This window comes from Halomonas sp. ANAO-440 (assembly GCF_019915905.1).
Classification (GTDB): domain Bacteria; phylum Pseudomonadota; class Gammaproteobacteria; order Pseudomonadales; family Halomonadaceae; genus Halomonas; species Halomonas chromatireducens.
On the sequence record NZ_JAHXBV010000004.1, the window covers coordinates 177,722 to 196,746 of the forward strand.

A 19,025-nucleotide genomic window follows, 5' to 3' on the forward strand; every position below is an offset into this window, starting at 1 on the left:
ATGGCATCGATCAGCACCCTGCCCGCCCATGGAGCCTGGGCGGGCAGGCCGGGAAAATCAGCTAAGGTGGTGCAACAGAATCATTTTCAGTCGTAGCGGCTTCAGCGGCTTGAGCAAGCACTCGTGTCCCAGCTCCCGAGCACGGGCTTTCAGTGCCGCATCGTGGTTGGCGGTAATCACCACCACCGGCAGCCCGGGGTGGCGCCGGCGCAGACTCGCCGCCACGGCCAGGCCGTCTGGCCCACCCTCCTCAAGATGGTAGTCCACCAAAAGCACATCGGCACTGTCCTCACCGACAAGGGCTTCGAGCTGAGCCAGCGATGCGGCCGTAACCACCCGGCAGCCCCAGCCCCCCAGCAGGGCTGCCATTCCCTCTCGAATGGCCGCATCGTTATCAATTACCCAGACTTTGGCACCTGAAAGGCTATCCAGCGCCTGACCACCCACTGACGGCGCTGATGCTCGTGGCGCTCGCTCCCGGGTCGGTCCATACGGCACACACACCGAAAACAGCGAACCCTTACCCATCTGGGAGACAAGTCGCAGCGGGTGACCCAGCATACCGCTGATACGATCGACGATGGCAAGCCCCAGCCCCAGTCCCCTATCCTGTTCGCTCGACTCAACGCCGAAGCGGCGAAACTCCAGGAAGATTGCCTCGCGCTGAGCCTCGTCGATGCCGGGCCCCGTGTCACCTACCATGATTTCCAGACCATCGGCTCGATGCCGGCAGCCCAGCAGGATACGACCCTGTGGGGTGTAGCGAATCGCGTTGGCCAGGAAGTTGCGCACGACCCGAGCCAGCAATGCCATGTCGGACTCGATAATGGCATCGCTGTGGACGTAGCGCAGCTCAAGCCCTTGCGCCGCAGCCATTTGACGATACTCTTCGGCCAGCACATCGAGCAGTTGATCGATGGGGAAAGGTGCAATGTCGGGCTGCAGCACGCCTGCGTCCAATCGGGAAATATCCACCAGCGTGCCGAGCAGCGCTTCGACCCCCTTGAGCGAGCGACCGATGTGTCCGACCAGCCGGTGCGAATCATCGGGCAGTGCATGCTCGTCCAGGGCGCTGGCAAACAGCCGTGCTGCATTGAGTGGCTGCAGCAGATCGTGGCTGACGGCTGCCAGAAACTTGGTCTTGGAGAGATTGGCGGCCTCGGCCTCGGCCTTGGCCCGGTGGAGTTCGACCAGCGCCTGCTGCAGCGCGTCGGTGCGCTCCCGCACCTGCTCGGCCAGCAGTACCGAGTGCTCGAAGGAGGCATAGGGGGCGCCACCGGCCACCCCACCGGACTCGACTCGTTCGATCAACGAGGCACAGATGCGCCTCAGCCGAGCGTTCTCTTCCTGCAGAGCACGCTCCCTTTCCTGCCACTCATCGGGGAGCTCAGGCGGTTGGAACAGATCCAATGGCGACTCCGGTGAGCGTCTGGTTGATGTGCATACCGTGGTGCTGCTCCCCATAGGTATTGAAGCCGACGACACCCGCCTGCCCCAGCAGCTTCGAGGCCTCATCGACCTGGCCCAGCGCCTCGAGTTCGAGTCGCCTCAGGAAGCAGTCGCAGCCCAGGATCAGGGCTGGCTCACCCAGCCGTTGGCGCAGCCCATCGAGTGTCAGCTGCAGGTCTTCGAGCAGCGGTGCCGGCTGCATTGCCGTCAGCACGATGCCGTTCTCCACCGCGCAGTAGAAACTGAGGCTGCCATCCTCGTTGGCACCCTGGATCGAGCGCACATAGTGCTGTTCACCTATGCGTACTGCCAGGGGATGGCTGGCAAAGATTGCCGGATTCAGGGACGTGACCGGCTGCCCCACCAGACGAGCGTACTCCGCCGCCGCCGGTGCTGCGTTGAGCTCCAGCACCCGGCGTCGTTCACAGTCAGCTCGTGTTACCACCAGCTTCTCCCGACGCGGGCGCAGGTGATGGGTGGTAAACACCTCGAAGGGCAAGCGAGTCTGGAACATCACCACCACCGCCGACTCACTGTGAAAACGGCCATCGCTGTAGACATGGGTATACGCCAGGCGGTTGTCGTCACCCGCCGAGCCACCAAAGCTGGGGATACTACCCAGTGCCGTATCCAGCGTGGCCAGCACCTGCTCCTCGCTGCTTGAAAGGCCGTCGAGCAAGGTGAGTACGAAACGCTGCCCCCCCTCCAGTGCCGACGATGCCTGTCGGCACGACTCGAGCAGCTCGCCAGTCAGGCGCTGTGCCTGCAGCAGCCCGAAGCTCTCCAGGTCGTCGATCAGAGTATGTGCAACGGCGAAGGCACGACGATCAAAGCCGATGGCCACGATGCAGCCACGGCAATAACCTGCGGGCGTGATCTCCCCAGCCGTGGTGCAACCGGAAACGGGTATGCCCTGGAAAGCCGCATCCATCGCCGGCCCCAGCGCCTCGAGCGAGTACTCCGCGCTGCAGAAGAACAGCACAAAGCCAAGCTCGGCGTGAAGCAACCGGCTGGCCAGCTCTCGCGTGGCCTCGCCAGGGTCGCGCCGGGCACTGTACGCGGTACCAACTGGTGAAAGAGCAGAGTCATCCCCTGTCTCGGTGGCGTCGACGGCAAGCAGATCCATGGCGACCTCGGCGGGTGTTTTCTGCAGTTTAGGCTTCCCCAGGGGTCGGCTACAACGCAGGCCGTCGATCGCCAGCCCTTACCTGGTCAGATCGCCGGATGCGGTCTGCTCCGCGAGCCAGCGCTCGAGTTCTTCGAGCGTCACGGGGATCAGGGCGTGGAGTATCTGCAATTGCTCCGCGGCCTCGCCCCGGCGATCATGATGAGCCAGCGTTTCCAGGCGTTGGGCAATGGCAGCCAGCTTCCGGGCACCCAGGCTGGCCGACTCTCCCTTGACGCTGTGGGCTGAAGCTTCTAGGAGTCTCATGTCGCCCTGGTCAAGGGCGTCTTGCATGCTGCGGCGATGCACTTCCAACTGGTCTCGATGCACGCTTATCAAGGTCGCCACCATCGCCTCACCCAGCGAGTCCAGCAGCTCGGCCAAGGCTTGGTCATCAAGTTCCGCAGTGGCAGAAATACTGACCTCATCTGCCGCCGATACCGGCAGCGTGCGGCGCAGGCACGCCGCCAACTCCGAGCGCAGCAGCGGCTTGGTCAGGTAGTCGTTCATTCCGGCATCCAGGCAGCGTGCCCGCTCGGCCCCGGGGCCACCGGCGGTCATTGCCACGACAGGCACCCTGCCGCACCACCCCCCTTTCGCCCGCAGGCGTCGCACGGTTTCCAAGCCGTCCATGTCAGGCATTTGCACGTCCATGAAGATGAGATCAAACGACTCTCGCTCCGCGGCTTCCAAGGCCTCTTGACCACTACCCGCCAACTTGAGGTGGCAGCCGAAGCGCTCCAGCATCGCTACCGCCACCTGCTGATTGACAGGATTATCCTCCACCACCAGCACGTTGCCACTGAGTGTGGGCATGGTGAATGGTGGCGACTCCTCACGCTCCACTTCATTTTCGTCATCAGCCGGCTCGAGAGGCAGCTCGATCCAGAATCGACTGCCCTCGCCGGGCCGACTGTCAACACCGATCTCCCCGCCCATGGCATCGGTCAGTCGACGGCAGATGGCCAGACCCAGTCCGGTGCCCCCATAGCGTCGCGCCGTGGAAGCGTCCGCCTGACGAAACGGCTCGAAGAGACGCTCTTGCTGGTCCTCGGCAATACCGGGTCCCGTATCGCACACTGCAAGGCAGAGTCGACCGTTATCCGCCGCCTTCGCTTCGATGACCACTTCGCCGCGCTCGGTAAACTTGATGGCATTGGCGATCAAGTTGAGCAGCACCTGCCTCAGCCGAGCGGGATCCCCCATGACTTGCGCCGGCAGCGTCGGTGAGAGATGGCTTTCCAGCTTGAGGCCCTTGGCCTCGGCACGCGGCGCAAAAAGCCGGCAAGCATCATCGATTAACGCTGCCAGCCGAACCGGCCGGTGCTCCAGTTCAAGCTTGCCGGATTCGATCTTGGAAAAGTCCAGAATATCGTTGATCAACCCCAGCAAGCGTCCGGCACTGGCATGAAGCGTACTGACATACTCCTGTGAACGAGGATCCAGCGGCTGGTCCATGAGCAGATCGCTCATGCCGATGACGCCATTGAGCGGGGTGCGTATCTCATGGCTTACCGTGGCAAGAAATTCCGACTTGGCCCTGCTGGCCGATTCGGCCTGCCGGGCCGTCCCCTGAAGCTCACGGCTCAATGTCTCCAGCGAGCGCCGCGCCACTGCATTGTCGCGGGCCTCCCGCACCAGAAAGATGACCACCAGCAGCCCGGCCAGACTCATGGCCAGGATCAAGGCCAGCAATAGCACGTAGAGCGTTTGCAGCACCTCCCGGTCACGAGTCGCCGCTTCGGCAAGTAACCCATTAATGGCGATGACAAGCTGCTCGGTATGGGCACTGAGTGCTCCCAGCCTGACGTCGAGTAACTCGCGTGCCGACTCATCCAGTTGATCCAGCGCCTTGAGCCCATCATCGAACCGATCCATCTTTTCGTCGAGCTCGGGCAGCAGTCGAAACGCCGTGGGGCTGTAGGGGTACAGTGAGGAGATATCGGCTCGACGCAACTGATTGAAGCGACTGTAGAGCAGCTCAAAGCGCAGCATGAATGCATCCAGCGATTCACCACTGCCAGTCCCGCTGGCCAGATCACTGCGCAGCTGAACCATATCGCGGTCGAGCTTGTAGGCGTGCCACGAGGCGTCCGCACCCACGTTCTGGTAGAGGCCTTCCTGCCGCCAGGCAGCCAGGCCCACCACGACCAGGGCAGCAGTGAAGAAGAGCAGGGCGGCCATGGCACCCAGCTTCAGCCGGAGGGGGTGTCGCAGCACCATTCTCTTGCCTCCGCCTCAGTGCTGCTCAGGGAACATGGATCGTGCCCACGTGCCAGACTGAGCGAAAGCGAATGGTCTCGTTGAGCAGCTCAGGATGGTCATCGAAAGGATAGAGGAGGAAAGCCGGACCGAGGTCGCGGACGGCGATGGGTTCTCCGTCACGCTGGATGGCCAGGATCACATCGTATTCATGAAAGTCCGATACCGGCACCTTGGCCTCGAAAGCATCCAATGCACGCACTTGTACATGCTCTGCATCAGCGCCCGCTGCATCGAGAACGGCACGGGCCAGCGGCCCCTCGAAACGCCCCACCCCTTCGGTCCAGGGAGTGGTCGTTTCAACCACCACCGGCGAAAGGGACATCAGCATGGCACGGTCAAGGTGCAACTCGTCGCCGACATTGACATGAGCAATGTCGCCTGTCAGCCGCAACAGGACATCCCCTTCCGGGGGCGGGAAGGGATCGGCCTTCGTCAGGACCGAAAAAGGCAGCAGGCAGAGGGCACACAGATAACGACATCGGCTCGTCAGCAACATCTCGGCAGTCCGCATTGGCCGGTTTGACAAACAAGATTACGCGAAATGCACTGAAAGGTCAGGTGAGAAAGAATAAGGCGGGAAACGGCGACGGTAGCGAACCAGGCAGGAGGGAAAGACCCTCCTGCCCATGTGCTGATCAGCTGGCAACCTTCTCCACGGGTTCACAACGTACCAGGTCCTCATAGGCATGCCAGCTGGCGTGCCCCAGAACCGGCAGGATCAGGGCCAAGCCGATATAGAAGGTCAGTACCCCGACCAGCACGCAGCCGGTCAGTATCGCGGCCCACAGCAGCATAGGGCGAAAGTTTCTTGCCACTGAGCGCACACTCGCCTCGATGCCTTCCATGAAGGTCAATTCCTGATCCATCAACGTGGGGATAGCAACCACGCTGATGCTAAAGGCACCGAAAGCCAGCACGGCGCCCACGCCCGTACCAACCAGGATCAAGCCCAGCCCTTGCGGTGTGGTCAGCAGCGATGCATAGAGCGCCGCGGGTCCGGGCGCCTCGAAGCCATAGAACAGCGCGAAGAGCAAGGTGGCCAGACGAATCCAGGCGAGAAAGAAGATCATCATCATCACACCCATCATCGCCAGTTGGCCAGCGTGAGGCCGCCAGGCGCTGAAGGCGTCACCCAGATGGGGAGTGCGATTGGCCTCGATTGCCCGGCTGATACCATAGGATCCCACCGCCACCAGCGGTCCGAGGAACATGAAGCCGGCGGCCATAGGCAGCAACCAGTGCCACAGATCGAGCATCACGGCACCCAGGGTCACGGCGATACTCAGCCCGACCCAGAACATGCCATAGGCAAGACTTACCGCCGTGGCCTGGCGAAAATCCTCAAAGCCGGCGGCCAGCCAGGCCCTGGGCCTGTCCATGCCAATCGGGTTGATGGTGATCTTCACCGTGGGCACCGATGCCTGCCCCGTGGATCTTGTTGTTGCATTCATAGTCATACCCCGTCTGGTCGCCAAGTCATGTGACGAAAGAGCGCGCCGTTCCGGTTGGGTGACCGGGAGGCGTCTTGTTGTCTTGCTACAGCATTAATGTAGTTGACCTGGCACAAGAGTGCGCCTCGCGACAATCAACGTAAAGCCCCATTTTGTCGAATAAAGCTCCCGACTTTTACAGCAATCACAAAAAGGCATAAGATCCTAGCCCTGTCGTTCATGGGGGCATAACGGAATGCCAAAGCGTTCCTTCTGATGGCGTCCGGCCCACAGTAATATGCTCGTTTGGCACGACTTCCGACAAGAACTCCGATCAGGAGCCTGACGATGAAACGGGTTTTCTCTATTGCGTCCTTGCCACTGGTGAGCCTGCTGTTGGTAGGCCTCCCCCTGACCGCCCAGGCCGAAGAGACATTCTCCGACGCCCAGCTCGAGGTGATGGCCGGCGGTTGCGCCAGCTGCCATGGCACCGATGGCCGACTGGCGAGCAGCGTACCATCGATTGCCGGACGTCCCGCCGAGGTCCTGACCTCACGGCTGCTCGACTTCAAGCACGAGCAAGTCGATGAGGTCACGGTAATGGACCGGATCGCCAAGGGTTTCACGGATGCCGAGCTTGAGGCTCTCGCTCGACACTTTGCCGCCATCGATTTGGAAACCGATAACGAGCTGGAAGAATGAGGGGGCGCGACATGAATCATCGCCACAACCGTAGCGGCCTGACCCGCCGTCAGCTGATCAAGGGTATCGGTGCCGCATCCCTGCTGCCACTGATGGGCAGCGCTCCCTTCGCCATCGGCGGGCAGAACGCCGGGCGCGTCCTGGTGGTCGGCGGGGGCTTCGGCGGCGCCACGGCCGCCAAGTATCTCAAGCGGGCCAACCCGGCCATCGAAGTGATCCTGATAGAACCGAACGAAACCTTCTATACCTGCCCGTTCAGCAACCTGCATCTGGGCGGGCTGCGGCAGATGGACGCCATCGCCCATGGCTACGCGGAGCTGGAAGACCGTTACGGTGTCCGTGTGATCCATGCCACGGCCGAGGACGTGGACGCCGACGCCCACCAGGTCACCCTTTCGACCGGACGCAAGCTCGACTACGATCGCCTCGTCCTCTCCCCCGGCATCGACATGCGCTGGAATGCCCTGGAAGGCTACGACGAGGAGGCCGCCGAGAAAGCCCCCCACGCCTGGAAAGCCGGCACCCAGACCGAGCTGCTGCGCAGTCAGCTCGAGGCCATGGACGATGGCGGCACCTTTGTCATGGTGGCGCCGGCCAACCCCTTCCGCTGCCCGCCCGGCCCCTATGAACGTGCCAGTCTGGTGGCCAACTATCTGGCACAGTACAAGCCGAAGTCAAAGGTACTGATCCTCGACGCCAAGGATAACTTCTCCAAGCAGGGGCTGTTCACCGCCGGCTGGGAGCGACTCTACGGCGACCGCATCGAGTGGGTGGGGCTATCGAATGACGGCCGGGTAACCCGGGTCGATGCCGACAGGCTCGAGGTCGAGACCGAGTTCGGCACCGTGCATCGCGCCGATGTACTCAATGTGATCCCGCCGCAGAAAGCCGGCTGGATCGCCGAGCGTGCCGGAGTCACCGACGACTCCGGCTGGGTGCCGGTAAAGGCCGAGACCTTCGAGTCGCGCCAGGTCGCTGACATTTATGTGGTTGGCGATGCCACGGTGGCGGCGCCGATGCCCAAGTCGGGTTTCTGTGCCAACGGCCAGGCCAAGGTCGTGGCAGCTGCCATTGCCGCGTCCCTGGAGTCGCGCCCGGCACCTGAGGCCTACTGGACCAATACCTGCTACAGCCTGGTGGGGCCGGAGTACGGCATCTCGGTGGCCGGTGTCTACCGGGTACAGGATGGGGTGATCGCTGAAGTGGAGGGTGCCGGTGGCCTGAGCCCGGCCGATGCTTCCGACGCCACCCGCGCCCTGGAAGCAGAGTATGCCGTGGGATGGTACAACGCCATCTGCCAGGACACCTGGGGCACTCCCCTCGGAGGCAGGGCTACCTGAGCGTGACCGGACACCTGTTCGTCATTGGGACAAGGATACTCTTTGCATGAGCCATACCGAACTGGTCGTCTGGTCAGCTGTGCTGATCGGCCTGTGTTTTGGTGCGGCTGGCCAGGCCACCGGATTCTGCCTGATGCGTGGCTTGGCCAATAGCTGGACTCTCGGCGACACTCGCAAGCTGCGCAGTTACGTCCTGGCCATGGCGGTGGCGCTGCTGGGCAGCCAGGCGTTGGTTGCTGCCGGCCTGGTATCACTGGGAGCGTCCCACTATGCCAGCCCGGCCCCCTCCTGGCTGGCCATTCCCCTGGGCGGCGTCCTGTTCGGCTATGGCATGACCCTGGCCAACGGCTGCGGGGCCCGGGCACTGGTACTGCTGGGCAGCGGCAACCTGCGCAGCTTCATCGTCCTGACATGCCTGGGCCTGGCCGCCTACATGGCGCTCTCCGGCGTCCTGGCACCGCTGCGGATCTGGCTGGAAAGCATGACTACACTGGCCCTCCCCGCCCGTGACCTGCCAGAAGCCATCGGTGTCCCGGCCTGGCTCACGGCACTGGTGCTTGGCGGCATCCTGCTGGCCTGGGTGCTCTCCAGTGCAACGTTTCGCGCCTCGCCCCGGGACTGGCTGGGCGGCCTCATCATCGGCCTGCTGGTCCCGGCGGGCTGGTACGCAACCGGCGTTCTCGGTCATGACGACTTCGAACCCGTACGTCTGGCGAGCCTGACCTTCATCGCCCCCATCGGTGAATCGCTGCAGTACCTGATGCTGTCCACTGGCACCCGGCTCGGTTTCGGCGTCAGCGTTGTGGGTGGCGTGATTGTCGGCGCCCTGGCCATGGCACTGCTGCGGCGCGACTTTACGCTGCGTGCTTTCGACGGGCCCGGACACATGCTGCGCAGCATGACGGGCGGCGCCTTGATGGGCATCGGTGGGGTCATGGCACTGGGCTGCTCCATCGGCCAGGGCCTGTCCGGGCTGTCGACGCTGGCTTTGACCGCCTTTGCCGCCCTGGCAGGTATTGTTGCCGGTGCGCGACTGGGGATCGTCGGTCCTCTGGCACTGTCCAAGAATTGATCGCTTATCGGAGAAAGTCATGCGCCCTGCCCGCCCCACTCATCATGACGCTGCTCGCCGTAGACTGCTGCGCGGTATGGTCGCAGCCATTGCCGCTATCGGCCTGGCCACGCCCGCCCTGGCAGAGGGCCCTTGGCAGCGCCTGGACGCCGCTCGCAGCGTACTGGGTGATGCCGAGCCAAACACCCAGGGGCTGGTACTCGACCTGCCCCATGTCTCGGAAGATGGCGCCTCGGTTGCGCTCACGGTCGGTTTCGACGGTGAGCTCGCTGACGATGACTACATATCACGCATCGACCTCTTCGCGACGGCCAATCCCTCGCCCGAGATCGCCACCTTCCATCTCACGCCCCTGAGCGGCAAACCCGAGATATCCACCCGAGTCAGACTCAACGAAACCCAGCAGGTGATCGCCATCGCCACCAGCCATCAGGGCGAGCGCTTCGCGACGGCGCGGGAGGTCCGCATCACCGTCAGCGGCTGTCTGATGCGCAATGGCGGCGACCAACCCGAGCCGCTGTCCAACCCTCGGGTGAGCGTTCCCTCCAGTTTCACCGCGGGCCAGCCCGAGGCGGTGCGTACGCTGATCAACCACCCCATGGAGACCGGCTTGCGTGAGGGCGCCGACGGCGAGGTCGTGCCACGGCATATCATCGAACGTTTCACCGTGAGCCTGAATGGTGAGACAGCCTTCGAGGCCGAACTGCACCAGTCGATTTCCGCCAGCCCCTACCTGCTGTTCTATCTCAGCCCCGATGAGAGCGGTGAAGCGCTCTTCGAATGGCAGGACGATACCGGAAATTCCGCCACCCACGAAGCATCTATACAGGCCGGCTGACCGCCAGAGACAAACGAGTCCAGCCTCCAGAACCCAGAACGCCCCGGCCGATGTTTCACGGCCGGGGCGTTCCCTTTTGCTGCTTACCGATTCCTCGATGCTCAACGCACGATCATCACCGATACCTTCGAGTGATGTACCACATGCTCGGCATTGGGACCGAGTACATAGTCGGCAAACTTGCGTTTGTTGTGGGACGCCATGACGATCAGGTCCACCTCGAGTTTCTTTGCAGTCTTGACGATGGCCTCCCAGGGAGAACCATCGATGATCACCGACTGCACCTTGATATCTTCCGGCACGTGCTCCTGGATGAACGTATGCTGCGCATCCGAAATGGCCTCATGCGCTTTCTTGGCGAAGTCCTTGGGGAAATAGGAGCCAACCAGAGGCATGCGGTAGTCAGGCAGCACCGTCACCACATGCAGCGATGCCCCGAAAGTCCGACATAGTGTGACCGCCGTTGGCAAGGCTTTGACCCAGGAACTCTCCTCGTTGAGGTCCACCGACAACAATATCTTGCTGTACATGATCATCTCCTTCAGGCGGTGGCTGTCGAAGCCGGCTGTTGGTTACGCCGACGCCGCTGCAGCAGCACCACCAGGCCAAATACCAGGAAGCCCGGTATCCACATCCACTCTTTCGCCCAACGATCTACCGGGGCCGATACCTCGATGATCTCCTGATCGAAGTCGAAGCCCAGGTCGGCGGCCAGGCTGCCGAACTCGACGAAGTCCACCATGGCCTGATCACCATCTATCCAGAGCTCCATGCCAAGTTCTTGCATGCGCTCCTCGGCCGTTTCACCGCGCGGCACCGGCACCAGAATATAGGTGGTCAAGGGATCGCCGAAGGCATCTTCACCGGCGATTTGCACACGCAGGTTGCTGCCGTCGTCGACCTCACCCAATGCCTCGACAAACTGTGCCGGCGGCACGGACTGGTAGGGGTCGTGGATCCTGTCCATCCAGAACCCTGGGCGGAACAGGGTGAATGCCACCAGCAACAACAGGATGCTCTCGTACCAGCGGTTACGGGCGATCATGAAACCCTGGGTCCCGGCGGCAAAGATCAGCATCGCAATGGTGGCGATGATAAAGATAACGATCCCCTGTAGCCAGCCGACATCGATCAGCAGCAGGTCGGTATTGAAGATGAACAGGAACGGCAGGGCCGCGGTGCGCAGGCTATAGTAGAAGGCCTGAAAACCGGTACGCAGGGGATCACCACCAGAGACCGCCGCTGCCGCAAAGGACGCCAGGCCTACCGGTGGCGTCACATCGGCCATGATCCCGAAGTAAAAGACAAACAGATGCACGGCGATCAGCGGCACGATCAGGCCACTCTGCTGCCCAAGGGTCACGATCACCGGCGCCAACAGCGCCGACACCACGATGTAGTTGGCCGTGGTGGGCAGCCCCATGCCAAGAATCAGGCTGAGCACCGCGGTCAGCAACAGGATCAGCATCAGGTTGCCCATGGAGAGAATCTCCACAACATCGGCCAGCACCAGACCGACGCCGGTCTGGGAGACGGCCCCCACGATGATCCCCGCTGCCGCGGTGGCGATACCGATACCAATCATATTGCGGGCACCGGTCACCAGGCCGTCCCACAGGTCCATGAAGCCTTCCTTGATATCCGCGGCAAGCTTGCTGCGCTGGCGGAATACCGCAATGATCGGACGCTGGGTAACGATGATGAATATCATGAACACCGTGGCCCAGAAAGCCGACAGCCCAGGCGACAGGCGCTCGACCATCAGACACCAGACCAGCACGATCACCGGCAGGATATAGTGCAGCCCGACCATCACCGTGGGCCGAGTCTGGGGAAGAATAAGCACCTTGGAGCTGGGATCGTCGAGCTCCAGCTCGGGATACCGGGCACCTAGCTTCAGCAGAACGACATAGACGACTGTCAGGCCAACGGCTATCACCCAGGGCGTTGCATCACCGAGTACCGGTTTTAGCCAGCCCAACCCGTAATAGACCGCAAAGGAGAGTGCCATCAGCAGGAGCAGGCCGGTCAGAAAGCCGAGCACCTTGTTGAGGAAGGGTCGCGCCGGATTACTGGTGGGCAGGCCCTGCATATTGGCCTTGAGCGCCTCGAGATGGACGATATAGACCAGCGCGATATAGGAGATCAGGGCCGGCAGGAAGGCATGCTTGATGACCTCGACATAGGAAATCCCGACGTACTCCACCATCAGGAAAGCCGCAGCACCCATCACCGGCGGCATGATCTGGCCATTCACGGAGGAGGAGACCTCAACGGCACCCGCCTTCTCGGGAGAAAACCCGACCCGCTTCATCATCGGAATAGTGAAGGTGCCGGTGGTGACCACATTGGCAATCGAGGAGCCGGAGATCAGCCCGGTCATGCCCGATGCCACTACCGCCGCCTTGGCCGGGCCGCCCTTGTAGTGACCCAGCAGCGAGAATGCCACCTTGATGAAGTAATTGCCGGCACCGGCCTTGTCGAGCAGCGCACCGAACAGCACGAACAGGAAGACGAAGCTGGTCGATACCCCCAGAGCGATACCGAAGACCCCCTGGGTGGTCAGCCACTGGTGGTTGACCAGGCTCTGGAAGGTAACGCCACGGTGGGCCAGGATGCCCGGCATATAAGGGCCAAACAGCGAATAGAGGATAAAGACCGAGGCCACGATCATCAGCGGAGGCCCCAGCGCTCGGCGTGTCGCCTCCAGCAGCATCAGGATCCCCACCACGCCAACAATGACATCTTGAGTAATCGGCGCCCCGGGACGATCAGAGAGCTCGGCATAGAAGAGGAAGATGTAGCCGGCACAGAATGCACCCACCAGAGCGAACAGCCAATCCTGAATCGGAATACGATCCCGTGGCGAACGCTTCAATGCCGGGTATGCCATGAACGCCAGGAAGATGGCAAAAGAGAGATGAATGGAGCGCGCCTCAGTGGCATTGAAGACGCCGAAGCGGAACATGTAAGGCAACGGCGAGGCGATCCAAAGCTGAAACAGCGACCAGGCGGCCGCAATGCTGACCAGCAGCTTTCCCGGCACCCCTAACGGCTTGCGCGCGCCTGAATCACTCGAGGCAACCATATCCTCAAGGTCAGCATCAGACGCTCGGGAGGTATTGTTTTCGTCAGTCATATGTTGCCCTATCCACTGTCGATTGACGTGCAGCTCGCTGCTTCTGAACCGTCATCACGGTGCTGTAACTCTATCAAGCCGTTCTTGAAACAGATGCGCGGACCCCCTCGGGTGTCCGCGCATCATTCACCGGAGGGCCAGGCCCTCTGTCAGTCGTTTACTCAATCCAGCCACGCTCGCGGTAGTAGCGAGCCGCACCGTCATGCAGCGGTGCAGTCAGGCCATCGGAGATCATGTCCTCCTCATTGAGGTTCTCGAAGGCAGGATGCAGGCGCTTGAAGCGGTCGAAGTTCTCGAAAACCGCCTTGACCGTCTCATAGATCACGTCTTCGTCTACGGCTGTGGAGCTGACGAAAGTGGCTGCCACACCGAAGGTCTCGACATCCTCGTCATTGCCCCGATAGAGGCCGCCCGGAATCACGGAGCGGGTGTAGTAGGGATAGTCATCGATGAGGCTATCAATCTCGTCACCGGTTACCGGGATGATGCGCGCATCGATCGTGGTGGTGGCTTCCTGAATGGAGCCATTGGGGTGGCCCACTACATAGACCATTGCGTCGATATTGTTATCGGAGAGCGCCGCGGCCTGCTCGGCAGCATCCAGCTGTGAGGCCAGCGAGAAGGTATCGGTATCCCAGCCCATGACATCCATCACCACGTTCATGGTATTACGCTGGCCAGAACCGGGGTTGCCGATATTGACGCGCTTGCCCGGAAAATCGCTGAAATGCTCGATGCCGGAATCGGCCCGTGCGACCACGGTCAGCGGCTCGCCGTGCATGGTGAACACGGCACGCATGTCGTCCCAGGCGCCGTCGGATTCGAAATTGGCCTCGCCATGATAGGCGCGATACTGAACGTCGGACTGCACGACACCCATATCGAGATCGCCGGACTTCATGCCGTTGACGTTGGCCACGGAACCACCGGTAGACGGGGCATTGCAGCGGATGTTGTGCTCGTCACTGCCACGGTTGACCATGCGGCAGACGGACTGACCCACGACATAGTAGACCCCGGTCTGTCCACCGGTGCCGATGGTGATGAAGCGATCCTGAGCGACGGCAGGCGACGAGAACAGGGCCGCACCCAGTAGAGCCCCGGAGAAGGCAGCCGCAGAAAATGCATGGCGTTTCATGAACACACCTCTTGATGTTATTGGCAAGCTGACATTGCTGAAGCAAGGTCCCTGGCAGCCGATTGGCTGGCTAGCGGTCTCTGCCGCTCCCCTCTACTTTAGCGAAAAACAACAGCTCGATGGGGTCTTTTTGCACACTCCTAATGTTAGCCCTCATAAACGTTTAGTGTGCGTTAATTTTCTATGCAGACACAATCTATCGAGCACCCTGCAGCGCTGCTCAGCCAATGCGTATCAAGATGCCTTCATGATCAGCGCCTGCTTCTCGTCTTTCATCGCAGTAAACTCGGCCTCGTAGAAGAACTCGCGCTCGCCCAGCGCAGGCTCCAGATGGTTGAGCCAGGTTGCTTCCTCGTCGTACTTGGCGAAGAACGGCCGCTGCACCCAGTCGCTGTCACGGCCCTGGATGAAACGCAGCACGAAGACCTTCTCGCCGTGGATCTCGGTGACCCCCTGGATCTCCACCTTACCCGGATCGGCGGACATCGACGGCCCGCGGGCAGTGCGCGCCAGGCCCGGCACCTGTTTCATCGCCTCGCGATAGATCTCCCAGGCACGCACCAGCGGCACCTCGAAGTAGTGGCGGGCGCCGGTGTCGCGCTCGACGAACATGTAGTAGGGGATCATCCCCAGCCGCACCTGGGTGGTCCACATCCTGGCCCACTGGTCGGCATCGTCGTTGATGTGTTTGAGCAGCGGCGCCTGGGTGCGAATCTCGGCACCGGTGGCACGGATACGCCGGATCGCCTCGCGGCAGATGGGTGTATCCATCTCCTTCCAGTGGTTGAAGTGCGCCATGAAGGCGACATGCTTGCCGGCGGCGGTCAACTCGCGGAACAGCTCGAGGATATCCTCGGCGTCCGGGTCGGTAACGAAGCGATAGGGCCAGAAGGTCAGGCTCTTGGTGCCGATGCGAATGTCCTGCACATGGTCCAGCTCCGGCGCCATCAGCCCCTCCAGGTACTGGCGCAGGTGCTTGGCCTTCATCACCATGGGGTCGCCGCCGGTCATCAGCAGGTCGGTGACCTCGGTGTGCTCGGCCAGGTAGCGATGCAGCGAACCCGCCTCGCTGGAGGCGAACTTGAGCTCCTTGTCGCCGACGAACTGCGCCCAGCGGAAGCAGAAGGTGCAGTAGCTGTGACATACCTGGCCCTGGCTGGGGAAGAAAAGCACCGTCTCGCGATACTTGTGCTGCATGCCAGGCAGCGGCTCACCGTCGAGCAGCGGCAGGTTGAGGTCCATCTGCCCCGCCGGGTGCGGATTGAGTTCGCCACGCACTCGCTCGATGACCGGCTTCAGCTCTGCCGCATCGGCACCACGACGAACCAGCTCGGCCACCTCGTCGAAGTGTTCCGGCTTGAGCATCCCACGCTGGGGGAAGGTGAGCTGAAAGACCGGGTCCTCGGGGACATTGGTCCAGTCGATCAGTTCATCGATGACGTACTCGTTGACGCGAAACGGCAGCACCTGGCTGACAACCCGCATGTCGAAACGCAGGTTTTCAGGCAGACTCTGGATCGCCTCGATCTTGTCCAGCTGTCGATGGGTATAAACCTTGAACTGACGGGCCTCGAACGCTTCTGCACGCGGGTCGCCGAGATCGATCTTGACTCGCTGGTTCATAGTCTCCTCCTATTGTCGTGGGCCATGGCCGCGAAACCTGCCCTGCGGCGCAAGCACGCCGTATCGCCGACCCAAGGTCGCGAGCCGTGGCTTTTTTTGGGAGCACATTGGTACCGTCTAGGCAGGCAAGTTGCAAGCTTTTGCTTCTATTTGCAACGAATGTCACGCCAAATGGCATAAAATGCAACGATCCGTTCTTATCAAGCCCGCACCGATGAGGACACCTACCAAGCGCCCAACAAGTCGTTGCAGGCACAGCGCCATCACCTCAAGACCTTCCATTCCAGCCAGTAAGCTTGAATCAGCCTGCACATAGCCTCCAAACTGACAGAATTATGGCCAGGAGAGCGATGATGATTTCGTCAGCCCGCGTGGAATGCCTGCAAGGCAATATCGTTCTGCAAGAGGATATTGGCATCGTGGTGAACGCCGCCAATGCCGAATTGCGCCCTGGAGGGGGTGTCGCCGGGGCCCTGCATCGTGCCGCCGGCCCAGAGCTGGACAAGGCGTGCCGGCCGCTGGCGCCCATTGCACCGGGGCAGGCAGTGATTACCGACGCCTTCGAACTGCCCAACCAATATGTGATCCACTGCCTTGGGCCTGTCTATGGCGTCGACTCTCCCGCCGATGAGCTGCTTGCCGCCTGTTACTACAATGCGCTGCGGCTCGCTCAATGGGAGGAGGTGGATTCCATCGCCTTTCCATCGATTTCGACCGGCGCCTTCCGCTATCCGACCACCGAAGCCGCTCGCATCGCCCTATCCACCGTGATCCAGCATCTGCCCGAGTTCCCCCGGATCGAACGCGTTCGCTTCGTGCTGTTCGACACAGCAACCAGCGAGCTGTATCAGCGTACGCTGGCTTCATTCAACGAGGCCTAGATAGCTACTCCGCGATGCATGACGATCGGAATCCAGCCTGGAGCCTGTCAGATTTGACCGATCGTCACGAGAGATTTGGATTTCGAAACAAGTTTATCGATCTGATGAGGCGAATAGCCCGCTATTAACGAATCAGATCGAATGAAATTGGCCGAAAGACCGGATCTCGCAGTAGGTCAGCGTTAAGTCCGACAGGCTCCTAGACGTTGTAGCCCAGCACACCGGGCAACCAGAGGGCGATCTGGGGAAAGATCGCTACCAGCGCCAGGGCGCTGGCCATGGCCAGCACGAACAGCAGCGCCCAGCCCACCGTCTGCTCCAGGCGGATCTTGGCGATATTGGTTGTCACCATCAGGTTGACCGCCACCGGCGGTGTGAACTGTCCGATGGCGATGTTCATCGCCAGCAGGATGCCGAACCACACTGGATTCCAGCCAAAGTGCTGCATTACCGGGATGAGGATCGGCATCATGATGAGATAGATGGAGATGGCATCGAGCAGCATGCCGGCCACCAGCACCGCCAGCATGATCAGGATCAGCAGCAGTACGCCGCTGTCGGAAAGGCCGATGATCCACTCCGCCAGATGACGGAAGGTGCCCAGCATGGTGCCGGCCCAGGCAAAGATCCCGGCCAGGGCGATGATCAGCATCACCACACCCGAGATCACCGCTGCCTCGCCGAGCAGCGTCCAGAGGTCGCGCAGCCGGAGCTCACGGGTGAGGAACAGCCCAACCAGGGCGCCGTAGGCCACGGCCACCACGGCGGCCTCGGTGGGGGTGAACAATCCCGAACGCAGGCCGCCAAGAATGAGCACCGGGGCGAACAGCGCCGGCAGTGCCTGCTTGAAGCTCTCCCCGATCTTCGGCGGCTCGGCGCCTTCCACCGGCGCGCCCCCCTCCCAACCATAGCGCTTCGATACCAGCAGCGCCGGTACCAGCAGCGCCAGCCCGGCCAGGATGCCGGGGAACAGGCCGGCGGCAAACAGTGCACGCAGGTCGACACCCGGCACAACGATGGAGTAGAGAATCAGCGCCACGGAGGGCGGAATCAGGATGGCCGTGGAAGCCGACGCCGCGATCAGCGTTGCCGAAAAGGGCTTGGGATAGCCCGCCTTGGTCATGCTGGGGAGCATCACCATGGCCACGGCGGCGGCGTCCGCCGGACCAGAGCCGCTCATTCCCCCCATGATCATGCAGACCAGCACCGCCACCAGCGCCAGCCCACCGTGGCGGGGCCCGATCAGCGCCTGGGCGAAGCGTACCAGCCTCAGCGCCACACCGGCGCGTTCGAAGATCAATCCCGTCATGATGAACAGCGGGATGGCGATCAGCGGATACTTGGCGATGCTGTTGTAGGTGTTGGTGCCAAGGGTGGCCAGCATCTCGGGGGAAAGCCCGGCCATGATGCCAACGGCACCGGCCAGCGCCAGCGAGAAAGCCACCGGCACGCCGGCGATCAACAGTCCGGCAAAGGCCAGGATCATCCACAGGTCAGGGCTCATCCGCGAGCCTCCCGCTCAGGCGATCACGGGTCTGCTGCGTCAGGCGCACCAGCATGGCCGCCGACAGCAGCGGCAGCCAGGCCAGATACCACCACTGCGGCAGGCCGAGACCTGGCGACAGCGACTGCCACTGATACTCTTCCCAGGTCAGCTTGCCGCCGAACCAGGTGATCAGCCCCAGCACGAGGGCGCCACATAGCCACTGGAAGAGGATCAGCGCCTTGCGCGGACCTGCCGGCAAGGCACGCTCCAGCAGACCGATACGAATATGGCCGTTACGCCGCAGTGCCACCGAGGCCCCCGCGAAGGTCAGCACCACCAGCAGAAACACCGAGAACTCCTCGGTGAAAGCCAGGGAACCACCTGTGACGTAGCGCGTGATGACATTACCCAGGCTGATCAGCGAGATGACCGCCAGCGCCAGGGAGCCCAGCCAGCGTTCCGGCCGGGCATCGGGAGAGAATTTCATGCAAGCCTCG

Annotated in this window: 16 protein-coding genes; 5 read left to right on the plus strand and 11 right to left on the minus strand. The window is 61.9% G+C overall.

What is annotated here, in order from left to right:
• Positions 1-57: 57 nt before the first annotated feature.
• The 5 genes from KZO25_RS04090 to KZO25_RS04110 all read right to left on the minus strand — a co-directional run bounded on the left by KZO25_RS04090 (position 58) and on the right by KZO25_RS04110 (position 6,330).
• Positions 58-1,410, minus strand: a complete 1,353-nt coding sequence (locus KZO25_RS04090) for a hybrid sensor histidine kinase/response regulator (RefSeq protein ID WP_262488836.1) — start codon at positions 1,408-1,410, stop codon at positions 58-60.
• Positions 1,388-2,575 (minus strand): nitric oxide-sensing protein NosP, encoded by a 1,188-nt coding sequence (gene nosP / locus KZO25_RS04095; RefSeq protein ID WP_223135981.1) that lies wholly within the window; start codon positions 2,573-2,575, stop codon positions 1,388-1,390. Before nosP ends, KZO25_RS04090 begins: the two co-directional genes overlap by 23 nt.
• 78 nt (positions 2,576-2,653) lie before the next feature.
• A complete protein-coding gene (locus KZO25_RS04100; protein WP_262488837.1) occupies positions 2,654-4,837 on the minus strand; it encodes an ATP-binding protein in 2,184 nt (727 codons plus the stop codon).
• 25 nt (positions 4,838-4,862) lie between these two features.
• Positions 4,863-5,375 (minus strand): molybdopterin-dependent oxidoreductase, encoded by a 513-nt coding sequence (locus KZO25_RS04105; protein WP_223135982.1) that lies wholly within the window; start codon positions 5,373-5,375, stop codon positions 4,863-4,865.
• Positions 5,376-5,514: 139 nt separating this feature from the next.
• Positions 5,515-6,330 (minus strand): DUF2189 domain-containing protein, encoded by an 816-nt coding sequence (locus tag KZO25_RS04110; RefSeq protein WP_066449125.1) that lies wholly within the window; start codon positions 6,328-6,330, stop codon positions 5,515-5,517.
• Positions 6,331-6,657: 327 nt separating this feature from the next.
• Between KZO25_RS04110 and KZO25_RS04115 the strand changes: the two genes are divergently transcribed.
• Genes KZO25_RS04115 through soxZ form a run of 4 tightly spaced genes read left to right on the plus strand, consistent with a single transcriptional unit; the run spans position 6,658 to position 10,261 of the window.
• Positions 6,658-7,011, plus strand: coding sequence for a c-type cytochrome (locus KZO25_RS04115; protein WP_066449130.1), 354 nt, complete (start codon positions 6,658-6,660; stop codon positions 7,009-7,011).
• Between the two features lie 11 nt (positions 7,012-7,022).
• Entirely contained in the window at positions 7,023-8,351 is a 1,329-nt protein-coding gene (locus KZO25_RS04120) for an NAD(P)/FAD-dependent oxidoreductase (protein WP_066449133.1), read from the plus strand.
• A 46-nt stretch (positions 8,352-8,397) separates the two neighbouring features.
• The gene (locus tag KZO25_RS04125) at positions 8,398-9,423 is read left to right on the plus strand and encodes a YeeE/YedE family protein (protein WP_223135983.1); all 1,026 of its coding nucleotides are present in this window, start codon (positions 8,398-8,400) and stop codon (positions 9,421-9,423) included.
• Positions 9,424-9,442: 19 nt separating this feature from the next.
• Positions 9,443-10,261: a thiosulfate oxidation carrier complex protein SoxZ gene (gene soxZ, locus KZO25_RS04130; RefSeq protein ID WP_066449140.1), complete on the plus strand. Its 819-nt coding sequence runs from the start codon at positions 9,443-9,445 to the stop codon at positions 10,259-10,261.
• 101 nt (positions 10,262-10,362) lie between these two features.
• On the opposite strand, the gene KZO25_RS04135 is transcribed toward soxZ, so the two are convergent.
• From KZO25_RS04135 to KZO25_RS04150, 4 genes are all read right to left on the minus strand, one after another.
• Positions 10,363-10,791, minus strand: coding sequence for a universal stress protein (locus tag KZO25_RS04135; protein WP_066449142.1), 429 nt, complete (start codon positions 10,789-10,791; stop codon positions 10,363-10,365).
• Between the two features lie 11 nt (positions 10,792-10,802).
• On the minus strand, positions 10,803-13,400 hold the full coding sequence (locus KZO25_RS04140; RefSeq protein WP_223135984.1) for a TRAP transporter permease: 2,598 nt from the start codon (positions 13,398-13,400) through the stop codon (positions 10,803-10,805).
• A 157-nt stretch (positions 13,401-13,557) separates the two neighbouring features.
• On the minus strand, positions 13,558-14,538 hold the full coding sequence (locus tag KZO25_RS04145; protein ID WP_066449147.1) for a TAXI family TRAP transporter solute-binding subunit: 981 nt from the start codon (positions 14,536-14,538) through the stop codon (positions 13,558-13,560).
• A 234-nt stretch (positions 14,539-14,772) separates the two neighbouring features.
• Positions 14,773-16,161 carry a KamA family radical SAM protein gene (locus tag KZO25_RS04150; protein WP_223135985.1) on the minus strand — a complete coding sequence of 463 codons (1,389 nt, stop codon included), beginning with the start codon at positions 16,159-16,161 and terminating at the stop codon, positions 14,773-14,775.
• Between the two features lie 350 nt (positions 16,162-16,511).
• Between KZO25_RS04150 and KZO25_RS04155 the strand changes: the two genes are divergently transcribed.
• Entirely contained in the window at positions 16,512-17,042 is a 531-nt protein-coding gene (locus KZO25_RS04155; RefSeq protein WP_066449153.1) for a macro domain-containing protein, read from the plus strand.
• Positions 17,043-17,241: 199 nt separating this feature from the next.
• On the opposite strand, the gene KZO25_RS04160 is transcribed toward KZO25_RS04155, so the two are convergent.
• Together KZO25_RS04160 and KZO25_RS04165 are read right to left on the minus strand one after the other, a co-directional pair.
• Positions 17,242-18,546: a TRAP transporter large permease gene (locus KZO25_RS04160; RefSeq protein WP_066449164.1), complete on the minus strand. Its 1,305-nt coding sequence runs from the start codon at positions 18,544-18,546 to the stop codon at positions 17,242-17,244.
• Positions 18,536-19,015, minus strand: a complete 480-nt coding sequence (locus KZO25_RS04165; RefSeq protein WP_066449165.1) for a TRAP transporter small permease — start codon at positions 19,013-19,015, stop codon at positions 18,536-18,538. Before KZO25_RS04165 ends, KZO25_RS04160 begins: the two co-directional genes overlap by 11 nt.
• Between the last annotated feature and the right edge of the window lie 10 nt (positions 19,016-19,025).